This window comes from Rhodococcus sp. NPDC127593, from assembly GCF_042671975.1.
GTDB lineage: Bacteria > Actinomycetota > Actinomycetes > Mycobacteriales > Mycobacteriaceae > Rhodococcus_F.
Genome location: NZ_JBHXWI010000019.1, coordinates 147,137 through 166,379, shown reverse-complemented (window position 1 = coordinate 166,379; position 19,243 = coordinate 147,137). Strand labels below are relative to the sequence as shown.

19 protein-coding genes are annotated in these 19,243 nt (G+C 67.4%); 16 read left to right on the top strand and 3 right to left on the bottom strand.

What is annotated here, in order from left to right; all coding sequences use genetic code 11:
* Window positions 1–250 precede the first annotated feature (250 nt).
* From ehuB to ehuA, 4 genes are read left to right on the top strand one after another with little or no spacing between them, the layout of a single operon-like run.
* Complete coding sequence (ehuB, locus tag ACFVJ3_RS19625; RefSeq protein WP_378453602.1) at window positions 251–1,135, top strand: ectoine/hydroxyectoine ABC transporter substrate-binding protein EhuB; 885 nt, start codon at window positions 251–253, stop codon at window positions 1,133–1,135.
* A 22-nt stretch (window positions 1,136–1,157) separates the two neighbouring features.
* Window positions 1,158–1,889, top strand: a complete 732-nt coding sequence (ehuC, locus tag ACFVJ3_RS19620; RefSeq protein ID WP_095862970.1) for an ectoine/hydroxyectoine ABC transporter permease subunit EhuC — start codon at window positions 1,158–1,160, stop codon at window positions 1,887–1,889.
* A complete protein-coding gene (gene ehuD, locus ACFVJ3_RS19615) occupies window positions 1,886–2,530 on the top strand; it encodes an ectoine/hydroxyectoine ABC transporter permease subunit EhuD (RefSeq protein ID WP_378453595.1) in 645 nt (214 codons plus the stop codon). The genes ehuC and ehuD overlap by 4 nt, the downstream gene beginning before the upstream one ends.
* 19 nt (window positions 2,531–2,549) lie before the next feature.
* Window positions 2,550–3,311 (top strand): ectoine/hydroxyectoine ABC transporter ATP-binding protein EhuA, encoded by a 762-nt coding sequence (gene ehuA, locus ACFVJ3_RS19610; RefSeq protein WP_378453601.1) that lies wholly within the window; start codon window positions 2,550–2,552, stop codon window positions 3,309–3,311.
* Between the two features lie 7 nt (window positions 3,312–3,318).
* Here ehuA and ACFVJ3_RS19605 read toward each other — a convergent pair whose 3' ends face one another.
* The gene (locus ACFVJ3_RS19605) at window positions 3,319–4,323 is read right to left on the bottom strand and encodes a bile acid:sodium symporter family protein (RefSeq protein WP_378453594.1); all 1,005 of its coding nucleotides are present in this window, start codon (window positions 4,321–4,323) and stop codon (window positions 3,319–3,321) included.
* A gap of 83 nt (window positions 4,324–4,406) precedes the next feature.
* On the opposite strand from ACFVJ3_RS19605, the gene ACFVJ3_RS19600 reads away from it, so the two are divergent.
* Entirely contained in the window at window positions 4,407–5,267 is an 861-nt protein-coding gene (locus ACFVJ3_RS19600; protein ID WP_378453593.1) for a LysR family transcriptional regulator, read from the top strand.
* Window positions 5,268–5,306: 39 nt separating this feature from the next.
* On the opposite strand, the gene ACFVJ3_RS19595 is transcribed toward ACFVJ3_RS19600, so the two are convergent.
* Entirely contained in the window at window positions 5,307–6,881 is a 1,575-nt protein-coding gene (locus tag ACFVJ3_RS19595) for a hypothetical protein (RefSeq protein WP_378453592.1), read from the bottom strand.
* A 313-nt stretch (window positions 6,882–7,194) separates the two neighbouring features.
* On the opposite strand from ACFVJ3_RS19595, the gene ACFVJ3_RS19590 reads away from it, so the two are divergent.
* Window positions 7,195–8,577: an MFS transporter gene (locus ACFVJ3_RS19590; protein WP_378453591.1), complete on the top strand. Its 1,383-nt coding sequence runs from the start codon at window positions 7,195–7,197 to the stop codon at window positions 8,575–8,577.
* A gap of 1 nt (window position 8,578) precedes the next feature.
* On the opposite strand, the gene ACFVJ3_RS19585 is transcribed toward ACFVJ3_RS19590, so the two are convergent.
* On the bottom strand, window positions 8,579–10,270 hold the full coding sequence (locus tag ACFVJ3_RS19585; RefSeq protein ID WP_378453590.1) for a PucR family transcriptional regulator: 1,692 nt from the start codon (window positions 10,268–10,270) through the stop codon (window positions 8,579–8,581).
* A 180-nt stretch (window positions 10,271–10,450) separates the two neighbouring features.
* Between ACFVJ3_RS19585 and ACFVJ3_RS19580 the strand changes: the two genes are divergently transcribed.
* The 10 genes from ACFVJ3_RS19580 (at window position 10,451) to ACFVJ3_RS19535 (ending at window position 19,243) form a co-directional block, all read left to right on the top strand.
* Complete coding sequence (locus ACFVJ3_RS19580; RefSeq protein WP_105419547.1) at window positions 10,451–10,897, top strand: heme-binding protein; 447 nt, start codon at window positions 10,451–10,453, stop codon at window positions 10,895–10,897.
* A gap of 152 nt (window positions 10,898–11,049) precedes the next feature.
* Window positions 11,050–11,769 (top strand): TenA family transcriptional regulator, encoded by a 720-nt coding sequence (locus tag ACFVJ3_RS19575; RefSeq protein WP_037242390.1) that lies wholly within the window; start codon window positions 11,050–11,052, stop codon window positions 11,767–11,769.
* A 68-nt stretch (window positions 11,770–11,837) separates the two neighbouring features.
* Window positions 11,838–12,194 (top strand): Rieske (2Fe-2S) protein, encoded by a 357-nt coding sequence (locus ACFVJ3_RS19570; RefSeq protein ID WP_005245022.1) that lies wholly within the window; start codon window positions 11,838–11,840, stop codon window positions 12,192–12,194.
* Window positions 12,195–12,210: 16 nt separating this feature from the next.
* The gene (locus tag ACFVJ3_RS19565) at window positions 12,211–13,449 is read left to right on the top strand and encodes an NAD(P)/FAD-dependent oxidoreductase (RefSeq protein ID WP_378453589.1); all 1,239 of its coding nucleotides are present in this window, start codon (window positions 12,211–12,213) and stop codon (window positions 13,447–13,449) included.
* Window positions 13,446–14,888: an aldehyde dehydrogenase family protein gene (locus ACFVJ3_RS19560; RefSeq protein WP_378453588.1), complete on the top strand. Its 1,443-nt coding sequence runs from the start codon at window positions 13,446–13,448 to the stop codon at window positions 14,886–14,888. Before ACFVJ3_RS19565 ends, ACFVJ3_RS19560 begins: the two co-directional genes overlap by 4 nt.
* A 29-nt stretch (window positions 14,889–14,917) precedes the next feature.
* Window positions 14,918–15,280 carry a non-heme iron oxygenase ferredoxin subunit gene (locus ACFVJ3_RS19555; protein ID WP_005245019.1) on the top strand — a complete coding sequence of 121 codons (363 nt, stop codon included), beginning with the start codon at window positions 14,918–14,920 and terminating at the stop codon, window positions 15,278–15,280.
* Window positions 15,277–16,869, top strand: a complete 1,593-nt coding sequence (locus ACFVJ3_RS19550) for a gamma-glutamyltransferase family protein (RefSeq protein ID WP_378453587.1) — start codon at window positions 15,277–15,279, stop codon at window positions 16,867–16,869. Before ACFVJ3_RS19555 ends, ACFVJ3_RS19550 begins: the two co-directional genes overlap by 4 nt.
* Complete coding sequence (locus ACFVJ3_RS19545; RefSeq protein WP_378453586.1) at window positions 16,862–17,302, top strand: RidA family protein; 441 nt, start codon at window positions 16,862–16,864, stop codon at window positions 17,300–17,302. The genes ACFVJ3_RS19550 and ACFVJ3_RS19545 overlap by 8 nt, the downstream gene beginning before the upstream one ends.
* Before the next feature lie 40 nt (window positions 17,303–17,342).
* Window positions 17,343–17,990 (top strand): GntR family transcriptional regulator, encoded by a 648-nt coding sequence (locus tag ACFVJ3_RS19540; protein WP_378453585.1) that lies wholly within the window; start codon window positions 17,343–17,345, stop codon window positions 17,988–17,990.
* On the top strand, window positions 17,987–19,243 hold the full coding sequence (locus ACFVJ3_RS19535) for an MFS transporter (protein WP_378453584.1): 1,257 nt from the start codon (window positions 17,987–17,989) through the stop codon (window positions 19,241–19,243). Before ACFVJ3_RS19540 ends, ACFVJ3_RS19535 begins: the two co-directional genes overlap by 4 nt.

The following is a 19,243-nucleotide window of genomic DNA, read 5'->3' as shown; positions in this document are numbered from 1 at the left end:
GGAGAGTAGGACACCGCCGAACATCCGTTACCGAAAGCCCCCCAACCTTGTTGGGGGGCTTTCGGCATTCCCGGACACCCTTCACCGACCACAACTTGATAACGCTGCGGTAACGTCCCCCCGGTTCCCCTATTGGCAGATCCTTCGCCTGCGTAACGTGGCCCGGGCAGATCCGTTGGGATCGTGCCGTGCGGTGCGCGTCCTCCCGGATCACCCGAGGTGACGAAGGGAATCTGTGGTGACGAGCACGATGTCGAAACAACGTCCGGCGGTCAGAGCCGCTGTCGCCTTCGCAGGCATGATGGTGGCTGCCGGCTCCCTGGCGGGGTGCACGAAGACCGACACGGCCAGCGGCGGATCGCTCCTCCAGCAACTGCAGGACAGCGGAACGGTGACCGTCGGCTTCGCCGGCGAGGCGCCGTACAGCTTCGAGCAGGACGGTCAGTTGACCGGCGCCACTGTGGCTCTGCACCGGGAGATCTTCAAGAACCTGGGCATCGACAACGTCGAGGGTGTGAGTACCGACTTTGGCGCGCTCATCCCCGGACTGCAGGCCCGCCGCTTCGACGTCGTCAGCGCCGGTATGTCGATCCTGCCGCAGCGGTGCGAGCAGGCAGCGTTCAGCGAGCCGGAGTTCAACTACACGACCGCACTGATGGTGCCGAAGGGCAATCCCGCGAAGCTCACGGACATGCAGTCGGTGCAGCAGAGCGGGGTGCGGATGGCTGCGATGACCGGGGCGATCGAATCGGACTACGCGCAGCAGCTCGGGATCGATGCGATGCAGGTGGCGTCGCCGCAGGACGGAATGGACGCCGTCGCCAACGGGCGAGCGGATGTCTTTGCGCTCACCGGGATCTCGCTGAACTGGCTGGCGCAGAACAACCCGCAGGCCCCGGTAGAAGTGACCAACTCCTTCGTCGCTGTGATCGACGGGGTACCCCAGGTCGGTGCCGGCGGCACCGTCTTCCGCAAGGAGGACACCGAGTTGCGCGACGCCTACAACGCCGAGCTGGCCAAGATCACTTCCGACAAGGACAAGTACCTGTCCATCGTCGGACCGTTCGGATTCACCGCGGAGGAACTGCCCGATCCGAACCTGACCACCGCCAAACTCTGCGGCGGGGCCGGCTGATCGTCGTAGTGGTCTGCTGCCTGTGAAGGAGAATATCGACGCCCTACTGGATGCGTGGCCGAGCATCCAGGAAGGGATCGTCGTCACGCTCCAGCTGACGGCGGGCGGTGCCCTCCTCGCGTTCGTCCTCGCGCTCGCGCTCGGGTTGGCAGCACGTGCACACAACATCGTGATCAGAGGATCGGCGCGCGCGTTCATCGAATTCTTCCGGGGCACTTCGCTGTTGGTGCAGCTCTTCTGGTTGTTCTACGTGGTCCCGCTGTTCGGCTATCTCATAGACCCGGTGCTGTGCGGGATCCTTGCGCTCGGGCTGAATTACGGCGCCTACGGAGCCGAGGTGGTGCGCGGCGCGATCAACTCGGTGCCGCAATCGCAGTGGGAGGCAGCGACGGCACTGGACTTCAGTCACTGGCAGCGGTTGCGCCGGGTGGTGTTCCCGCAGGCGTGGGCGGAGATGATTCCTCCGTTGACGAACCTCCTGATCCAACTCCTCAAGGGCACGGCGCTCGCGAGCTATATCCTCCTGCAGGACTTGACCTTCGAGATCGACCAGCTCCGGCAGACGACCGGGAACACGCTCTTCGCGTTCGGCGTCGGGCTCGTCATTTACTTCGTCATCGGCTACGTTCTGACACTGCTGATGAACGCGCTGGAGGTGCGGGCGAAGAATCGCCTCGGTACTGGGCCCTCCCTGCGTGAGATCTTCAGCCTCGCACCCTCCGATCCACGGGGACTGGAGGCCGCGAAGCAATGAGCGTCCACTGGAGTTGGGATCGAGCGTTCGAGGCTCTGCCCGTGCTTCTCGAGGGTTTCAAGATCACCCTGATCGCGACCGTTCTCGGGTTCCTGATCTCCGTCGTTCTCGGACTCGTCATCGCATTGATCCGGCAGGCCGCGCCGCGGTGGGTGAGTGTCCCGGTCCGCGCGGTCAGTGAATTCATCCGGCTGACCCCGCTCGTCGTGCAACTGCTGTTCGTGTACTACACGTTCACGGGACTGTCGCCGCTGCAGATCGGTGTCGCCGTACTCGGAATCCACTATGCGACGTACATGGCCGAGGTGTACCGGGCGGGTATCGAAGCAGTGCCCGTCGGTCAGTGGGAGGCGGCGCGGGCGTTGTCCATCGCGCCCACTCGGACGTGGCGGGCGATCATCCTGCCGCAGGCCATCCGTCGCGTCGTTCCCGCGCTGGGCAACTACGCGGTGTCGATGTTCAAGGACACCCCGTTCCTGTTCGCCATCACGGTGGTGGAGATGGTGACGGCCGCGCAGCAGTTCGGCGCCCGGCATTTCCAGTACCTCGAACCGTTGACGCTGGCGGGTGTGATCTTCCTGGTCGCCAGCTACCCGACGTCCCTGCTCATACGGCGATTGGAGAGACGTCTTGCCCGATGACGCGAGCGCAGCAACCCCGATGATCCGATTCGACGACGTCGTAAAGCAGTTCGGCGACCACGTCGTGCTCGACCACCTGGATTTCCAGGTCGCACGCGGCGACCGCGTGACCCTGATCGGCCCGAGCGGATCGGGCAAGACGACCATTCTGCGACTGGTCATGACCCTCGAGAAGGTGAACGACGGCGTCATCTGGGTCGACGGGGACCGCCTGACGCACGAAGAGAAGGGAAGCAAACTCGTTCCGGCGTCGGAGAAGTACACACGCCGGATACGCCGCCGGATCGGCATGGTCTTCCAGCAGTTCAACCTGTTTCCCAACATGAACGTGATCGAGAACATCACCGAGGCACCCATCCACGTTCTCGGACTCGACAAGGCCGCTGCCGTGAAGCGCGCACGCGAGTTACTCGAGACGGTCGGGCTCTCGGACAAGGAGACCGCGCACCCGACGCAACTGTCCGGCGGCCAGCAGCAGCGGGTCGCGATCGCGAGAGCACTGGCGATGGACCCCGACATTCTGCTGCTCGACGAGGTCACGTCGGCGCTGGATCCGGAGTTGGTGGCGGACGTCCTCGACGTGCTGAGGAACGTCGCGCGCACCACGGACATCACGATGCTGATCGTCACGCACGAGATGCAGTTCGCGCGGGACGTGTCGAACCGGGTGATGATGTTCGACGCCGGGCGGATCGTGGAGGAAGGCGACCCGGCGACGATCTTCACCGCGCCGAAGAACGAGCGCACCAAGACCTTCCTGAAGGCCGTGCTGGCCGACTGATTCCCGGCTAGCTCGAACTGGTCGCGAGTTCCGTCTCCTCTGTGGCGGCGCGGCGCGCCAGCCGGCCCGCCATCCACGCGCACACCAGCAACTGCAGTTGGTGGAACAGCATGAGCGGCAGCACGATCAGGCCGATCGGCTGGCTCGCGAACAGGACGGTGGCCATCGGAAGGCCGGTGGCGAGGCTCTTCTTCGACCCGCAGAACGTGATCGTGATCTGATCGGCGCGGTCGAAGCCGAGTCGCTTCGACCCGAACCACGTGACGGACAGGACCACGGCGAGCAGCACCGCGCACACCGCGAGCAGTGCCAGGAGCCGGCCGACGGACAGCGTGCCCCAGATGCCCTCGTTCATTCCCTCACTGAATGCGACGTAGACGACCAGCAGGATCGACCCCCGGTCGACGAGCTTGAGCGGTGCCCCGTGCTTTTTCACCCAGGGACCGATCCACCGTCGCACCGCCTGGCCGGCGATGAACGGGAGCAGGAGCATGACGAGGATGCCGATCGCGGAGGACGCGTCGAAGCCTGCCCCCTCGCTCGTCATCAGCAATGCCACGAGGAGCGGTGTGACGAAGATGCCGAGGATGTTGGAGAACGAGGCGCTGACGATCGCACCGGGCACGTTGCCTCGCGCGATCGACACGAAGGCGATCGACGACTGGACGGTCGACGGCAGCAAGCAGACATAGAGGAGGCCCAGATAGAGGGGTTGGGTCAGGATCGTCGGGACCAGCACGCGCGCAGCGATTCCGAGTAGCGGGAAGATCACGAACGTCGCCGCGAGGATGGTGACGTGCAGACGCCAGTGACGCAGGCCGTGGAGCGCCTCCTGCGTGGAGAGTCTGGCGCCGTAGAGGAAGAACAGAATTCCGACGGCAACCTTCGTGGCCCAGGTGAACGCGCTCAGGGCCGTGCCGTCCGCGGGGACCAGACTGGCGATCCCGACGGTGATCAGGATGCCGAGAATGAAGGGATCGAGTCTTCCGAGCAGCGGGATCTTCGTCAGCATGGTTCGACCGTAAAGAACTCGTTGATATTTCGAAAGACGATTGTCGCGTTTACTGTAATGCCGAACCGTGATAACAATGGGTGATGTTCGATCCGGTTCATCTGCGGAGCTTTCTCGCGGTCGCGCGCACCCGGAGTTTCACCGCCGCGGCCCGGCGACTGAACCTGCGGCAGTCGACGGTCAGCCAGCATGTGGGAAAGCTGGAACTGGCGGCCGGGCGCCGCCTGTTTCTGCGGGACACGCATTCCGTCGAGCTGACCGCGGACGGCTCGGTGATGGTGGGTTTCGCGACGTCGATACTCGAGCGGCACTCGGACGCCGAGCGCTACTTCACGCAATCCGGTGTGCGGGGACGCGTCCGGTTCGGGGCGTCCGAAGATCTGGTTCTGCACGAGCTTCCTCGGATTCTGGGCGAGTTCCGCCGCAGCCATCCGCTCGTGGATCTCGAACTCACGGTGGCGTTGAGCGAAGTGTTGTTCCGGCAACTGCACGAAGGCCGGCTGGACCTGGTATTCGGGAAGCGTCGCAGAGGCGACCGGCACGGCGAACTGGTGTGGACCGACCGTTTGGCGTTCTTCGCGGCCCCCGACTTCGTTCCGGATGTAGAGGGGCCGGTGCCGCTGGTGACGTATCCGCCGCCGTCGATCACGAGGGAGGCGGCGCTCGACGTCCTGGAGAAGTCCGGGCGAGGCGCGCGGGTGGCCTGTGTGACGGACAGCTTGAACGGGTTGCGGGCCGCCTGCCTGGCGGGTCTCGGCGTCGTGTTCCACGCGGAGACGCTTCCGCCGGCGGGGCTGGCGCCGGTGCGGATGCGCTCGCGCGACGAGTGGGGGCCCGCCGTCGACGTCGAATTCGTGCTCGAGGCCCGCCGGAGTGTTCTCAGCGAACCAGAGCAGGCGCTGCGTGCCGCCATCCTCGAGAACGCGGATCGACTGCGCGCGTGACCTCGGGGGGGATACCGCCCCACCGAGGCCGTCGACCCGTCAGAAGATGAACACGGACAGCGCGGTGGAGAGCACCAGGCCGGACACCACCGGAACGAAACACTTCCGGGCGAGTTCGAGGACGGGCACACGGGCGAAGCCGGCCACCGCGATCAACGACGACCAGGCGACGAGCGTTCCGCCGCCGGACCAGATGTTCCCCATCTGACCGATCGCCGCCAGGGTTGCGGGGTCCATCCCGACAGCAGGCCCGAGTGCGCCCGCGAGTGAACCGGTGAGCGGCAGCCCGGTGAACCCGGAGCCCTCGAGGCCCGCGATCATTCCGATGGCGAGAATTCCGAACGACGTGACGAACGCGTTCTGCGGCAGGTGGGACTGCGCGGCGTTCACCAGGTCGAAAAGCAGCGTCGGACCGGTCGCGTCCGCGGGAAGCCCGAGAATGGCGGCGGAGAAGTCACCGTTGCCGATGAAGAAGAATCCGGCGATCGGGATCACGATGCCCATGGCCTTGAACGCGAAGACCAGGCCGTCGATCAGATGCTCGGACGTCGTCTCGAGGAAGCCCTTCTTGTCGTTCGTCGCGGCAGCGGCGAACAGGATGAGCGCGGCGATGCCGCCGACCATCGCCGCAGCGTCGCCGCCCTTGAGGTCGGGCACCAGGTCGGTGAACTTGCCGACCATGAGGTAGACGATGAACGCCAGATAGGCGGTGGGCACCAGGACTGCGAAAGTCTTCGCGGCACGGATGCTCTTGAACGTGTCGTCGATGACCTGCCGCGCGGAGGCCGTGACGGGTTCGGCGAGAACGGCCGTCGACGTCGGGGGAGCGGCACTCGTCGCCGCTTCGGCCGGAACGTGAGCGATCGCGCCGCCGCCGGTGGGGGTCGTACCGCCCTCGGGGGCGTCGCCGCCGGGCTTGCCGAAGTCGCTCTCCGCGCGTGACTCCCAGTCGGTGAGCAGTTCCGGTGCGGGGCGGCGCATGTGCCTGCGCTGCGTGAAGTAGGCGATGAGGAGCGCGGTGAGACCGACGATCAGCGACATCACCAGCGCGCGGTCCGCGACGACGTCCGGATCGACTCCTGCCGACTTCGCCGACAGGCCCGGTGCCACCTTGATGATGTAGTCGGACGACAGCGCCATGCCCTGCCCGCAGATCGCGATCGCCATGCCGACCGCCATCGGGGGAAGTCCGGCGCGAATGGCGACAGGGATGAGCACGGCTCCGATCAACGGAACCGCGGGCGTGGGCCAGAAGAACAGCGAGATCGTGTAGGTGACGACGGCCAGGACGATGAAGCTGCTGGTGCCGCCGCGCATGACGCGCCGGAACGGCGCGACCATCAGCCGGTCGGCTCCCATCTGCCGGAGGGCGCCGAGCATCGCCGTCACCAGCGAGATGATGAGGAAGATGTTGAACAGCTCGCGGGCGGCGACGAGGCTCGCATTGAAAATCGACGCGAGACCGGTGACGAGGCTGTCGGAGAACACGAAGGCGGTCAGGAAGGTGCCGATGACGGCGGGGACGACGATGTTCTTCCGCATGAGCATCGTCCCGAGGATGACAATGATTCCCCCGAGATACACCCAATGTGCGGCGGTGAGACTTACATCCACGGTGCGCCCCTTCGAAATAGGTACAGACTAGTGGCACTAGTCACAGTGCAGTGATACTGCGCGGGGCGTTTTCCAGGGTCAACGTCCAGAGTGCACATCGATAACCAGCGTATTTGTGCATTGTGCCCGGCATTTTTCGCCGGGATTGCTTGTTGTCACGCGCAAGTAAAGGAATGCTCGGCAGAAGCCGTTTCACGGAATCCTGTGTTCATAATTAGGCTTGCCTAACCAAATTTGGCGAGCGGGGTGCGGCAAGGGTTCCGGCGAGAACTGGCATCGCCGGAACGCGAATTCTCGGATGAAAGTGGACTCTATGAACACGGCGGTCGGTCAGGCTCAGAGTGCAACCGCGGGTGACGAACGCGGACCCGGCACGTCGCCCGCGCTGGCGGCACTGCTCGCCGGAACGTTCGTCGGCACGGTCAGCAACAACATCGTCAACGTCCCGTTGAACGCGATCCTCACGGACTTCGACGCAGGCCTCGGCAGCGGTATCTTCGTCGTCGTCGGATTCCTCCTCACCTTCGCGGCGACGATGCCGCTGGCCGGGTGGGTCGGGGACCGGTTCGGTCGTAGGCGCGTGTACTGCGCCGCCCTACTGGGGACCGCGGTCTGTTCGCTCGGCGCGGCGCTCGCGCCGTCCCTGCCCGTGCTCGTGATCTGGCGGTCGCTCGGCGGTATCGCCGCTGCCGCGTTCGCGCCCGCGGTCATGGGCCTGATCGCGTGGCTGTTCGGGCCGGCACGGCGGGCGCGCGCCGTCGGTGCCTGGGCGGCGGTGAACGGGATCGGTCAGGCCGTCGGCCCGTCCATGGGAGGAATCGTCAGCGACTGGTGGGGCTGGCGGTGGGCATTCGTGCCACTGGTGCCGGTCGCCCTGATCGGGTTCGCCGCGACCCTCCGCTACATCCCGCGCTACCCCGGCAAGAAGATGCGGCTCGACGTGATCGGGGCGTTCGCCGTCACGCTCGGCGCGGTCCTGCTGATCCTCGGCCTCACGACCGTCTCGATGGAGCAGGTGCCCGTCTGGGCCAGTATCTCTACCATCGGCGGCGGAGTCGTCGTCACAGTCGGGTTCGTGGTCCACTGCCGGCGGGTGGCGAACCCGTTCGTGCCGATCGACCTGGTGATCGAATCGCGGTTCCTGCGTAGCGCTCTCGCCGCCTTCACCCAGATGTTCGCGCTGGGGGCCCTGCTACTCGCGCTTCCGCTCTACCTGACCGGTTCGGGCAGTTCGACCACACAGGCGGGGCTGATGCTCTTCGTGCTGCCGGTGGTCATGACGTGCGTCGCGCCCGTCGTCGGCCGTCTCGTCGACAGGATCGGGGCCCGGGTGGTGATGCGATCCGGCCTGGGGATCTTGATCAGTAGTCAAGTGGCACTGGCGATCACGTTGTCCGCCGACGTCCGGAACCCGGTCGCCGTCGGCGCCGTGCTCGTCGTCGCCGGAGTGGGGGTCGGCATGGTCCAGACGCCCGCCGCGGCCGGCTCGACCCGATCGCCCGCGGGGGCCGTGGGAACGGGTCTGGGACTGTTCAACCTCATCCGCTTCGGCGGCTCCGCCGTGGGCGCCGCCTGGGTGGGCGTGGCGGTGCACCTGGCGGCCGATCCGTACGGACTGCTGTTCGCCGTGGCGGCCCTCGTCGTCCTCGCCGGATTGGCCGGGACGTTCGCCGGCGAGGACCCGGTGGCCGTCTGAGCTAGCGGGTCACGATCTCGTGGTTGACGGTGTCCTGCACCTGGGAGAGCAGATCGAGACGGAGGGCCAGCCACAGCGTGAACTGGTTCTCGGGTTCCCGGATATCCATCCCGATGAGCCGCGACGTGCGATCGAGCTTGGCGATCATCGTGTTCCGGTGGATTCGGAGACGCCGCGCGGCCGCGTTGATGTTGCCGCCTTCCTCGAGGTAGGCGAACAGCAACTCCTCGGTGTCGGCGTGCGAACTCGACGCCCGAAGGGGACCGAGGACGTCACGGATGAGCCGTCGGCTCTCGTCGGTGTCGGTCGCCCGGGCGAGCACACTGAACCCGCGCAGGTCGTTGTAGGCCACCGAACCGGACAGCCCGAGCCGCTGGGCGATGCCCAGGGTGATGCGGGCCTCTCGGTAGCTTTCCCCGATGTCGCGGGCGCCCGCCGCGGGACGTCCGTGGGCAACCGGAATCCGCTGACCCAAACGGGTTTCGAGGTCGAGTGACATGGCGTGCGCGTACTCGCTGATCTCGGATTCGACGCCGGGCGCGTCGGCGGAACTCAACGATCGGATCACCACGAGCACGTCGCCGATGACGGTGACGTGAGAACGTACGCCCGGACGCGGCAGGACGCCGGCGGCGTACCGTGCCAGCCGGACCATGCTCGCGCCGGGCCGTCCCGACGCCCGGTCGACGAGGCCGGGAGCGACGAACACGATGTAGTGCAGGTCCAGATCGATCTCGTGCAGTGCGGCCCGGGTGCGCAGGTCGTGGTCGTTGGCGAAGTTGCCGTGCACGAGGGCCTGGACGAAGTCGCCGCGCGCCCGCTCCTCGGCCTCGTCCACGCTCCGCTGCCGGAGCATCTCGGTGCCGATGATCGTCCCGGCCTGTTCGACGACCACCCGGTGCTGTGCGATGTCGTGCCTGCGGGGGTTCGCCCCGGGCACGATGACCACGATCCAGCCCTCGTAGCGGCCGGCGAGTTGCATGGCCCCGGCGACTGCGGTCGTGGGCGCGAACACCCCGTCCGGATGCTCCAGGCGGAACACGTGAACGTTGTGCATCCGTGCCGGTGGTGATTCCTCGAGCCCCGGCAGGGCGTTCGCGAGAGCCTCCAGCAGGGCGACGGTGCCCGGGTCCTCGGCGTCCGGCAGGCCGGCGTGCGCGAGGAGGCGTCCCCGGACGTCCAGGGCGACGGCGACGTCCGAGGTCAGCGCCGCGACCTCGCGGATCAGCATCGGCAGGCCCGCTCCGCGGTGCAGCAACCCCGCGAGCGACTGGTGCACGGTGAGGGCATAGCGCATCACATGCGCTTCCTGGGTGAGTGCGCGCTCGGCGAGGAGCCGGTTGAGTGCGGTGAACCCGACGGGAAATCCCAGCTCCACGACCGTGAGTCCGGTCGGCCAGACCGTGCCTGCGGGCGCCGATCCGTCGACGAGGAGGACGCCGGCTCCCCGTGCCACCAGCGATTCGAGTTCACGTCCGTGCGCGGACAGGGTTTCCGGCCGGGTGTACACAGCGACCTCGGCGAGCGAGTCGGGCCGGCTCATCACCTCACCCCACGGCAGGCACCACGTCACCGGACCGCTCAGGGCGTCCGTGCCGGACAGCAGCCGGGCCGACGCGAGCAGGGGCTCTTCCAGCAGGCCGCGTAACGACAGTCGTTCGTCCTCCTCGTTCGGTGTCGTGGTGTCGTCCACTACGGACCCTCCTCGGGTGGCGTCGAAAAGTGCAGTATGGCGGAGCGCGCGCCTGCTCTTCCTATGCACTATGCCCTGATTTTGCCGAGATTGCCGGATAGTTTGACCATGGTTCCTTCGCCGATGCCGGTGATAGAAATCGGTGCATCACTTCCTCCCGAATACGCAACGGAGAAGACAATGCATCAGGTTCACCGAATCACCCTCGACGACGCACTCCCACTGCTCGCCGCGGGACGCGCGAAGGCCGAGGAAATCGGCGTCAAGCAGACCCTGTGCGTCTGCGACGACGGCGGCAACGTGCTGGCCCTGCACCGACTGCCGGGAGCGCGCCTCACCGGCGTCGACATCGCGATCGCGAAAGCGTTCACCGCTGCCGGCCACGAGCGGGCAACGCACCTGTTCAACGAGGCTCCCGACGGTCCCGCGTTGCCCGGGAACGAGGCATTCGGCATCAGCCAGATGCTGCCGGGCAAGTTTGCGGTGTTCGTCGGCGGATTTCCCCTCGTCTTCGACGGCCAGATCGTCGGCGGCGTAGGCATCAGCGGCGGAAACGGCAAGCAGGACAAAGCAGTCGGAGCGGCGATGCTGGCCGAATTCGAAGCCCTCGCCGCAGTACCCAGCTGAATGTCCACGATGCGCCGACAACGTGCACATCGAAACCCTTCCAACGCAGTCACTTCGACCGTGGTCGGGCAGACCGCGAGTCGATAACGTCGAATTCACTCCAGTCGGAGCATCCCCAACCATTCTCATACTCGAGGAAGACGAGGCACATCATGACCGAACTTCTAGGCAGGGACGAATTCCGCACAGCTCTGGAGAATGCCATCAAGGGCCGCGAGGCGAAGAACGCGTCGTTCAGCAAGGCGTGGGCCGAGGGCAAGCTCGAGAAGCACCATTTCGCGCGGTGGGCGGAGAACCACTACCACTACGTCGGACCCTTCGCCGACTACCTCGCGAACATCTACTCGAACACCCCCGACACCTTCACCAATGCAAAGGATTTCACCCTCCAGAACATGTACGAGGAGGAACTGGCCGACATCCGGCACACCGATCTCCTCATCAAGTTCGCCGAGGCGTGCGGCACCACGAAGGAACGCGTCGAGGACCCGTCGAACATGAACGCGATCACCCGCGGACTGCAGTCCTGGTGCTACGCGGTGTCGCAGCGTGAACACTTCGTCGTGGCCACCGCCGCGCTCGTCGTCGGACTCGAGTCGCAGGTACCGAGCATCTACAAGAAGCAGATCATCCCGCTGCGTGAGGTGTACGGGTTCACCGAGGACGAGATCGAATTCTTCGACCTGCACATCACGTCGGACGTCGTGCACGGTGAGCGTGGATACCAGATCGTGCTCGACCACGCCGATACCCCGCAGCTGCAGCAGCGTTGCCTGCAACTCGTGCAGTGGGGAGCCGAGATGCGCTTCTCGTACACGAAGGGCCTCTACGACACGTACGTGGCAACCGACCTCGAGCTCGCGACCGCCTGACCGTGCGAAGGGAGGGGCCCGCATCGGGCCCCTCCGGACGCAGGCGTCTCGCCCGACAGGAGAGAACGATGGAGACGAACTGGACCCGGCTGGTCACCGTGCGTGAGCTCGGCCGGCGCCGGAAGCTTCGCGTCGAGGTCGGGGACACCGCGGTGGCGTTGTTCCAGGCCGACGACCGGATCTACGCCTTTCGCGATCTGTGCATCCATCAGGATCGGTCACTGGCGAAAGGCACCCTGCTGCACGGGCGGGTCATCTGTCCGGGCCACCAGTGGGCGTTCGACCTCGACACCGGCTACGAGGAGGACCAGGACCTGTGCCAGCCGACCTACGCGGTGAAGGTCGAGGACGACGTCGTCTACGTGGATCTCACCCGCAGCCCCGATTACGCCGAGACCGCGACTTCGCCGGCCGAAGTCGACTGAGAGAGCGAGTGACCCCATGACGTTGAACACCATCGTCACCATCGGTGCCGGCCAGACCGCTGCCGTCGCGGCGCGCACCCTGCGGCGCCGAGGGTTCGACGGCAGGATCCTTCTCGTCGGCGACGAGCCGCACGCGCCGTATCAGCGCCCACCGCTGTCCAAGGAATTCCTTGCCGGGCAGGAGAATCGTGAGTCTTTGATGCTGCTTCCCGGCGCGTGGCGCGACAAGCAGAACGTCGAACTCCTCACCGGCACGACGGTGACCCGGATCGACGCGAGCGGCGGGTCGGTCGAACTGTCCGACGGGCGGAGCATTGCGGCCGACGCGGTACTCGTCGCGACCGGCGGCAGACCGCGCACGATGCCGGTGAACGGTCCTGCGTCCGAACGCGTGCACTACCTGCGGACGATCGACGACGCCGAACGGCTCGCCGCCCAACTTCGCCCCGGCGTCGGCCTGGTGCTGATCGGCGGAGGCTTCGTCGGACTCGAAATCGCAGCCACAGCAAAGACTCTGGGCGCGGAGGTGACCGTCCTCGAAGCCGACGCGGTGCCACTCGCCCGAATTCTCGGACCCGAGATGGGCGACATCTGCACTCGGCTGCAACGGGAGAACGGCGTCACCGTCCGCGCCGGCGTCCGGGTCGACACCGTGACGACCCGGCCCGACGACGTGCTCATCGCGCTCGAGGGCGGAGAGGTGATTCAGGCCGACGTCGTGGTGGTGGGGATCGGGATCGTCCCCAACGTCGAGGTCGCGCAGGCCTCCGGCCTGGCCGTCGACGGCGGAATCCTCGTGGACGCACAGGGGCGGACTTCGGTTCCGCACGTGTACGCCGCCGGCGACGTGGCAGCCCGATTCTCCGACACGGCAGGCAGACACGTTCGCGTCGAACACTTCGACAACGCGAGCAAGCAGGGGGCGGCGACCGCGAACCTCATGCTCGGACGCGTCGGGGTGGTGGACCCCGCGCACTGGTTCTGGTCCGATCAGTTCGGCAAGAACATCCAGTTCACCGGCACTGCCCGGTACACCGACCTGGTCTTTCGCGGCAGCGCCGACGACGGCGAGTTCACCGCCTTCTATCTGGACAGCGGTGTCGTGCGCGGCGCCTTCACGCTCGACCGCGGCGACGAGATCAGCGCGGCCAGAGAACTGATCGACCGGTCGATCGCGCCGGCCCGGCTGGCGGACGAAGGCGTCGACCTGTTCGACCTGATGGACGATGACGAGGAATTGGTGACGGTGTCATGATCGAGGGACTCAATTTCATTGACGGGCAGTGGGTCCCGGCGTCCTCCGGGGCGACGTTCGAGCGGCGTAATCCCGCCGACCACGACGACGTGATCGGCGTGTTCCCGGATTCCACCGAGGCAGACGTGGATGCCGCCGTCAGCGCACTGGCCAAGGCTGCGCCGCAGTGGGCCGCGACGCCGCCGGAACACCGCGCGGCGATCCTGGAAGCCGCGGCCGCGCACCTCGAGGCGCGGGCAGACGAACTCGTCGACGAACTCGTCCGAGAGGAGGGCAAGACCCGGGCAGAGGCGACCATGGAAGTCGGTCGCACGCCGATGAACCTGCGCTTCTATGCGGGCGAGGCGCTCCGCACCACCGGCAGCACGTATCCCACCCCGGGTGAGGGGCTCGTCATCACCCTCCGCGAACCTGTCGGAATCGTCGGAGCGATCACCCCCTGGAACTTCCCGCTCAACATTCCGTCGCGCAAACTCGGACCGGCGCTGACCGCCGGAAATGTCGTGGTGTTCAAACCGTCGGAGCTCACGCCGCTGATGGGTCAGCGGCTGGTGGAGGCACTGCTGGCCGGGGGACTTCCGGGCGGGGCGCTCGCCCTGGTCCAGGGTTCCGGTCGTGCCGGTGCCGCGGTCGCGGCGGACGGGCGCGTCGATGCCGTGACGTTCACGGGCTCCACCCAGGTGGGTCGCGCGATCCACGCGGCGGTGGGTCCGTCTCGCCGCAGTCAGCTCGAGATGGGCGGCAAGAACCCCGTCGTGGTCCTCGACGACGCCGACGTGGACAAGGCGGCCGCACTGATCGTCAAGGGCGCCTTCGGATTGTCCGGGCAGGCGTGCACGGGCACCAGCCGGGTGATCGCGGTGGACGCGATCCACGACCGGTTGCTGGACCGCGTTGTGGAGCTTGCCGGCGGGATCACCGTCGGACCGGGCGCCGACCCTGGTGTGGGCATGGGGGCTCTCGCGAGCGCGGGGCAACTCGCCAAATTCCTCGAGTACGTCCAGATCGGCCGCGACGAAGGCGCCGAACTGGTCTGTGGCGGAACCAGTCTCGACAGGGAGAACGGCTATTTTGCCGTCCCGACGGTGTTCGCCGGTGGCAGCCCGGACATGCGGGTAGTCACGGAAGAAGTGTTCGGACCACTGCTGGTCTTCCTGCGGGTGTCCGGCTTCGACGAGGCTGTCGCACTCGCGAACGACACGGAATTCGGGCTCAGCGCGGGAATCGTCACCAACGACGTGACCAGGGCACTCGCGTTCGCGGGCCGTTCCGAATCGGGTCTGGTGAAGATCAACCAGCCCACCACCGGCATGAGCATGAACGCGCCGTTCGGCGGATACAAGGCATCGAGCACGCAGACCCACAAGGAACAGGCGGGGGACTCGATGATGCAGTTCTACCAAGCCGAAAAGACCGTCTACCTCAGCCCTTCGGCCTGAGGCCTACCTGTCGACAGAGGGAGAAGACCATGGAATTCACTCGCGTTGCGCGCTCCGGACAGGTTTCCGAAGGCATCGTGCGCCGCTTCTTCGCCGGCGAACACGAGTTCGCCGTGGCCCGCCTGAACGGGAAGGCCTACGCCACCTCCAACTACTGCACGCACCTGGACTGCCTGCTCTCGTCCGGGAAACTCGTCGACGACGGCATCGGATGCTCCTGCCACGGAAGCGTATTCGATCTGGAGACCGGGGAACCCGTGTGCCCGCCGGCGACGGTGGCCATCAAGACCTACCCGGTCGAGGAACGTGACGGCGAGATCTTCGTCGGCATCGACCCCGACGACACCAGCTCCATCCCGCGCCGGCGGGCAGCGCGGGGGTGCATGAAGTGAACCCTCGACCGTCCACTCTCTCCGCCGACGGCATGGTCTCGTCCAGTCATCCCGCGGCGAGCACCGTAGGTGCCCGCGTACTGGCCGACGGCGGCAACGCCATCGACGCGACGCTGGCCATGGCCGCGATGACCTGGCTGACGTTGCCGGGACAGTGCGGGATCGGCGGTGACGCGTTCGCCGTCGTCCGCGAACCGGACGGATCGGTGTGGACGGTCGGCGGCAGCGGCTTCGGGCCCGACGGCGGTGATGTGGACTTCTACAGCGAACGTGGGCTGCGGTCGATTCCCCTCGACGGAGCGCTGGCGGTGGCCGTTCCCGGAGCGCCGGCGGCCCTCGGCGCGCTGCACGCGGGTGGCGCCACCCGCTCGCTGACGGACCTCTGGGCGCCGGCGGTGCGCGCGGCGGAGAAGGGGCTTCCCTGCTCGGCCAAGACTCGGGACGACGTGCGAGAAGCCCAGACCGCGATCGCCGCCGACCCCGGACTGCGTGCGGTGTACCTCCCGGACGGCCGGTTGCCGCAGGTCGGGGAGTTGCTGCCGCAGCGCGATCTGGCCCGGACCATCCGTGCACTGGCGCGCGACGTGCACGGTTTCTACAGCGGCCGGTTCGCCCAGCAGGCTGTCGAGGCGCTCCGCGCCGGCGGGGCGCCGTTCGGCGGGGACGAGTGGGCGGCAGGCGCCGACGTGCGATCGGAGATCGCGATCAGCGGGCACTACGCCGGTGCGGTCATTCATCAGACACCGCTGCCCACTCCCGGGTGGATGGTGCTCCAGCAGGCGGCGCTGAACGACGGTGTCGTCGGCTTCTCCCCGTGGCTCACCGCTCCGGCCGTCGATCGCATGGCCCGAGCGGCCCGCCTGGCCTTCGAGGATCGGTTCGCGACCTGCGGCGCCGGCAACGACGAGTGGAAGGCCGTACTCGAGCCGGCCGCGGTCGGGGCGGCGCGGGACCGGCTGGACAGCAACCGGGCGTCGTCGGGCGCCTTCAGCGTGAGTGCCGGAGACACCACCTCGACCGTCGCGGTGGACTCCGACGGCCGTGCCGTCAGTTTCATCCACTCGCTCGCCTTCACGTTCGGCGCCAAGATGACGGTCCCCGGAACCGGAGTGGTGCTGAACAACCGATACGGCCGCGGGGCCTATCTGATCCCGGGACATCCCAACGCCGCGGCGCCGCGACGGAAACCGCTGCACACCCTCAACGCCTGGGTGATCACCGATACGTCGGGGAATCTCCTGCACGTCGGAAACACCCCGGGCGGGGACGGGCAGGTGCAATGGAACATGCAACTGATCTCGCACCTGCTCGATCACGGGCTCGACCCGGCGGAGGCCGTCGCGGCACCCCGCTTCACGGTCTTCCCCGGAAGCGACGCCGATGTGGTCGGTCGCCCGGCGGAACTGCGGTGCGAGTCCCGCATTCCGGAGGAGGTGCGCGCCGAGTTGGAGCGCCTGGGTCACGACATCGCACTGCAGGGTCCGTGGGCCGCCGGTGGTAGCGCTCAGATCATCTCCCTCGATGCAGCGCGCGGCCTGCTGTCCGGTGCCGCCGACCCCCGCCAGGAAGGAATAGCACTCGGTGTCTGAGCAGGAATCCGTCGCCACCGCCCCGCGACCCCAGGGCCGCTACATTTCCGCCGTCGTGCACGACGGGATCGCGTACAGCGCCGGGATGACGCCACGCCGCGACGGTGTGCTGACGGTTACCGGCATCGTCGGACGGGACCTGGACATCCCGCGCGCCCGGGAGGCGGCCGGACTGGCGGCGAGAAACGCGATCGCCGCCGTCGCCGCGGCCGTCGGCGGCACGGCGGCCATCTCCCGGTGCCTGCGCATGAGCGTCTTCGTCGCGTGCACGCGCGACTTCCGGGAGCTGTCCGCGGTGGCCGACGGCGCGTCCGACGTGCTGGTCGAATGCCTCGGTGTCGACGCGCTGCCGGTGCGCAGCGCGATCGGCGTGTACGCCCTGCCGTCCGGCGCACCCGTGGAGATAGAGCTCACAGTGGCTGTCCGTGCATAGACCCGCGTCCGGCTCCGGAGTATAAATACATCTTGTGTCTATGTTGTATTCCGCCGCGGAGCAGGCCTATCGCGAGGTCAAGGAGCTCATCCTGTCGGGCGGTCTGCCCGGCGGTGAGCTGATCAGCGAGGGCGAGATCGCCGGACGCATGGGGCTCAGCCGCACCCCCGTGCGCGAAGCCTTCCTCCGACTCGAGGCCGAGGGCTGGATGCGGCTGTACCCGAAGCGGGGCGCACTCGTCGTCCCCGTCGCGGACGGCGAGGCCGAACACGTGGTCGACGCCCGCCAACTCGTCGAGACGCACAGCGTCCGGGTGCTGGCCGATCAGCCACACGCCCGCGAACTCCTCGTCGCCCGCCTGCGTGAGAACCTCGTGGAGCAGCGGGAGATCGCCGAGCGCGGCGACGTCGCCGCCTTCAGCGCCGCAGACGCCGACTTCCATCGGATGATCGTCGAGGCGGGCGACAACCCGCTGCTCGCGACGTTCTACTCCAGCATCCGAGAGCGTCAGCGCCGCATGACGGCACACTCGATCACCCGTGATCCGGGACAGCTGCCCAGGATCATTGCCGACCACGAGCAGCTGACCGAACTCGTCGAGGCGGGTGACTCCGCCGGGTTCGACGCCGCGGTGCTCGTCCACATGCGCCAGGTCCACGCCCTCAACCCGAGAGGAGTTGCGCGATGACCGTTGTCCGCGAATCCCCGATGAAGGTGCCGGAGGCCCTCGCGTCGCCGCGCGTCTGGCTGTTGGTGGCCGCGACCATGTTCGCGGTGGCGTGGGGCGGCAACGAGTTCACGCCGCTCCTCGGCATGTACCGCGCCGATCACGGTTTCGCACCGGTCACCGTCGATCTGTTCCTGTTCGCCTACGTTCTCGGGATCGTGCCCGCCCTCCTCCTCGGCGGACCACTCTCCGACCGACTCGGCAGGCGGCCGATCCTGCTCCCGGCACCGCTCCTGACGGTCGCCGGCTCCGCGCTCCTGGCCCTCGGCGCCGACTCCTCCGCGATGCTCATCGTCGGCCGCGTCCTGTGCGGTGTTGCGCTCGGCCTCGGCATGGCCGTCGGTGGCAGCTGGGTGAAGGAACTGTCGACCGCGCCGTGGGATCCCGCGGCCACGGACGGTGCCGGTGCGCGTCGGGCGGCGATGAGCCTGACCGGCGGATTCGGCCTCGGCGCGGGTGTCGCCGGCGTCCTCGCGCAGTGGGCGCCACTGCCGAGTGTCCTGTCCTACGTCGTGCACAGCGCGATCGCCGTCGCCGCTTCCGTCGCACTGTGGCGGGCACCCGAGACCCGCGCCGCCCAGCCGGCCTCCGAACGGGTGTCGCTCGCCCGCGATCTCGCGATCCCGTCCGCCGCCCACAAGCGGTTCCTCTTCGTGATCGCGCCGCTCGCACCGTGGGTGTTCGGTACGGCGGCCGCCGCCTACGCGGTGCTGCCGTCGCTGATGTCCGGGAACACCGGTGGGCTGCCGCTCGCGTTCTCGGCGCTCATGTGCATGGTCGGCCTCGGGGCAGGATTCGCGATCCAGGCACTCGGCCGCAAGATCGACACTCCCCGCAACGCGCGTGCCGTCGTGGTGTCGCTGGTCGTCGTCCTCGCCGGAATGGGCGTCGCCGCCGTCGCCGCGTCGGCCCTGACCGTTCCGCTCGCGCTCGCCGCGGCCGTCGTGCTCGGCTGCGGATACGGCATGGCCATGGTGTCGGGACTGCAGGAGATTCAGCGGATAGCGGGACCGGACGACCTCGCCGGACTGACCGCCGTCTTCTACTCGCTCACGTATCTGGGATTCGGGACGCCCGCCGTGATGGCCTACCTGTCCGAGACGTTCCCAGCGGTGACGTATCCGCGGATGTTCGTCTTCGGCGCGATCGCGGCCGCCGGCTGTCTTGCGCTCGCACTCACGAAGTGGCGCGCGCACCTGCCGAACTCGGAGTGA